The following is a 3166-nucleotide window of genomic DNA, read 5'->3' on the forward strand; positions in this document are numbered from 1 at the left end:
GGTCAAGCGAATAAGCGCACACGGTGGATGCCTAGGCGGTCAGAGGCGATGAAGGACGTGGTAGCCTGCGAAAAGTGTCGGGGAGCTGGCAACAAGCTTTGATCCGGCAATATCCGAATGGGGAAACCCACTGCTTCGGCAGTATCCTGCAGTGAATTCATAGCTGCTGGAAGCGAACCCGGTGAACTGAAATATCTAAGTAACCGGAGGAAAAGAAATCAACCGAGATTCCCTAAGTAGTGACGAGCGAACGGGGAGCAGCCCTTAAGCTGGAATGGCTTTAGAAAAACAATCTGGAAAGATTGGCCATAGAAGGTGATAGCCCTGTATTTAAAAGGGCCACTCCAGTGAAGACGAGTAGGGCGGGGCACGTGAAACCCTGTCTGAATATGGGGGGACCATCCTCCAAGGCTAAATACTCCTGACCGACCGATAGTGAACCAGTACCGTGAGGGAAAGGCGAAAAGAACCCCGGAGAGGGGAGTGAAATAGATCCTGAAACCGTGTGCGTACAAGCAGTAGGAGCTCGCAAGAGTGACTGCGTACCTTTTGTATAATGGGTCAGCGACTTACTGTTCGTGGCAAGCTTAACCGTATAGGGGAGGCGAAGGGAAACCGAGTCTGATAAGGGCGCATAGTCGCGGGCAGTAGACCCGAAACCGGGTGATCTAGTCATGGCCAGGGTGAAGGTGCCGTAACAGGTACTGGAGGCCCGAACCCACGTCTGTTGCAAAAGACGGGGATGAGCTGTGATTAGGAGTGAAAAGCTAATCGAACCCGGAGATAGCTGGTTCTCCTCGAAAGCTATTTAGGTAGCGCCTCGGACGAATACTACTGGGGGTAGAGCACTGTTATGGCTAGGGGGTCATCGCGACTTACCAAACCATTGCAAACTCCGAATACCAGTACGTACTATCCGGGAGACACACGGCGGGTGCTAACGTCCGTCGTGAAAAGGGAAACAACCCAGACCCACAGCTAAGGTCCCAAATTCACTGCTAAGTGGAAAACGATGTGGAAAGGCATAGACAGCCAGGAGGTTGGCTTAGAAGCAGCCACCCTTTAAAGAAAGCGTAATAGCTCACTGGTCGAGTCGGTCTGCGCGGAAGATTTAACGGGGCTAAGCAGTGAACCGAAGCTTGGGGTGCATAAAACTTGTTTTATGCGCGGTAGAGGAGCGTTCCGTAAGCCTGCGAAGGTGGATTGAGAAGTCTGCTGGAGGTATCGGAAGTGCGAATGCTGACATGAGTAACGATAATGCGGGTGAAAAGCCCGCACGCCGAAAGCCCAAGGTTTCCTTGCGCAACGTTAATCGACGCAGGGTTAGTCGGTCCCTAAGGCGAGGGCGAAAGCCGTAGTCGATGGGAAGCAGGTTAATATTCCTGCACCTCGCGTGAGTGCGATGGAGGGACGGAGAAGGTTAGGTGTACCGGGCGTTGGTTGTCCCGGGGAAAGGCGGTAGGTTTGGATCTTTGGCAAATCCGGGATCCTTTAAGACCGAGCACCGAGACGAGCCTCTATGGCGAAGTCACTGATACCACGCTTCCAGGAAAAGCTCCTAAGCTTCAGCTCACGAAGACCGTACCGTAAACCGACACAGGTGGGTAGGATGAGAATTCTCAGGCGCTTGAGAGAACTCGGGTGAAGGAACTAGGCAACATGGCACCGTAACTTCGGGAGAAGGTGCACCCTTTTTGGTGGCTCATGCGAGCTATAGCTGAAGAGGGTCGCAGAAACCAGGCCGCTGCGACTGTTTATCAAAAACACAGCACTCTGCAAACACGAAAGTGGACGTATAGGGTGTGACGCCTGCCCGGTGCTGGAAGGTTAATTGATGGGGTCAGCCGCAAGGCGAAGCTCTTGATCGAAGCCCCAGTAAACGGCGGCCGTAACTATAACGGTCCTAAGGTAGCGAAATTCCTTGTCGGGTAAGTTCCGACCTGCACGAATGGCGTAACGACAGCGGCGCTGTCTCCACCCGAGACTCAGTGAAATTGAAATCGCTGTGAAGATGCAGCGTTCCCGTGGCAAGACGGAAAGACCCCGTGAACCTTTACTATAGCTTTACACTGAACGTTGAGTTCGTCTGTGTAGGATAGGTGGGAGGCTATGAAACTGTGGCGCTAGCTGCAGTGGAGCCATCCTTGAAATACCACCCTGTCGTGCTTGACGTTCTAACCTAGATCCGTTATCCGGATCAGGGACCGTGTATGGTGGGTAGTTTGACTGGGGCGGTCTCCTCCTAAAGAGTAACGGAGGAGCACGAAGGTACGCTCAGCGCGGTCGGACATCGCGCACTGTGTGCAAAGGCATAAGCGTGCTTGACTGCAAGATCGACGGATCAAGCAGGTACGAAAGTAGGTCTTAGTGATCCGGTGGTTCTGTATGGAAGGGCCATCGCTCAACGGATAAAAGGTACTCCGGGGATAACAGGCTGATACCGCCCAAGAGTTCATATCGACGGCGGTGTTTGGCACCTCGATGTCGGCTCATCACATCCTGGGGCTGTAGTCGGTCCCAAGGGTATGGCTGTTCGCCATTTAAAGTGGTACGCGAGCTGGGTTCAGAACGTCGTGAGACAGTTCGGTCCCTATCTGCCATGGGCGTTGGAAGTTTGAGAGGGGCTGCTCCTAGTACGAGAGGACCGGAGTGGACGAACCTCTGGTGTTCCGGTTGTCACGCCAGTGGCATTGCCGGGTAGCTATGTTCGGAAGCGATAACCGCTGAAAGCATCTAAGCGGGAAGCGCGCCTCAAGATGAGACTTCCCGGGGCACAAGCCCCCTAAAGGAACCATATAGACTATGTGGTTGATAGGTCAGGTGTGTAAGTACAGCAATGTATTGAGCTAACTGATACTAATGATCCGTGCGGCTTGACCATATAACCTCAAGTTGCCTTGGTCCCAACGAACGTTGGTAGATCACCAAACGCAAGCTACGTCACAAGTTACCTATGCGAGACGAGCGCTGTGAAGCGCTGCTCCAACCGTCTCCCTGGTGAAATTAGCGCTGTGGAACCACCCGATCCCATCCCGAACTCGGAAGTGAAACGCAGCTGCGCCGATGGTAGTGTGGCTCAAGCCATGCGAGAGTAGGTCATCGCCAGGGGCTTTACCCGAAACCCTCAGTCCAACAGGACTGGGGGTTTCTTTTTTGCGCGACATTT

Annotated in this window: 2 rRNA genes; both read left to right on the forward strand. The window is 53.4% G+C overall.

The features are described 5' to 3' along the window. Nucleotides 1–2881 (forward strand): 23S ribosomal RNA (locus tag FHT08_RS19750). A gap of 112 nt (nucleotides 2882–2993) precedes the next feature. Further along, a 5S ribosomal RNA gene (gene rrf, locus FHT08_RS19755) occupies nucleotides 2994–3108 on the forward strand. The last annotated feature ends 58 nt before the right edge of the window (nucleotides 3109–3166 follow it).

This window comes from Xanthomonas sp. CFBP 8151 (genome assembly GCF_011761885.1).
GTDB lineage: Bacteria > Pseudomonadota > Gammaproteobacteria > Xanthomonadales > Xanthomonadaceae > Xanthomonas > Xanthomonas arboricola_B.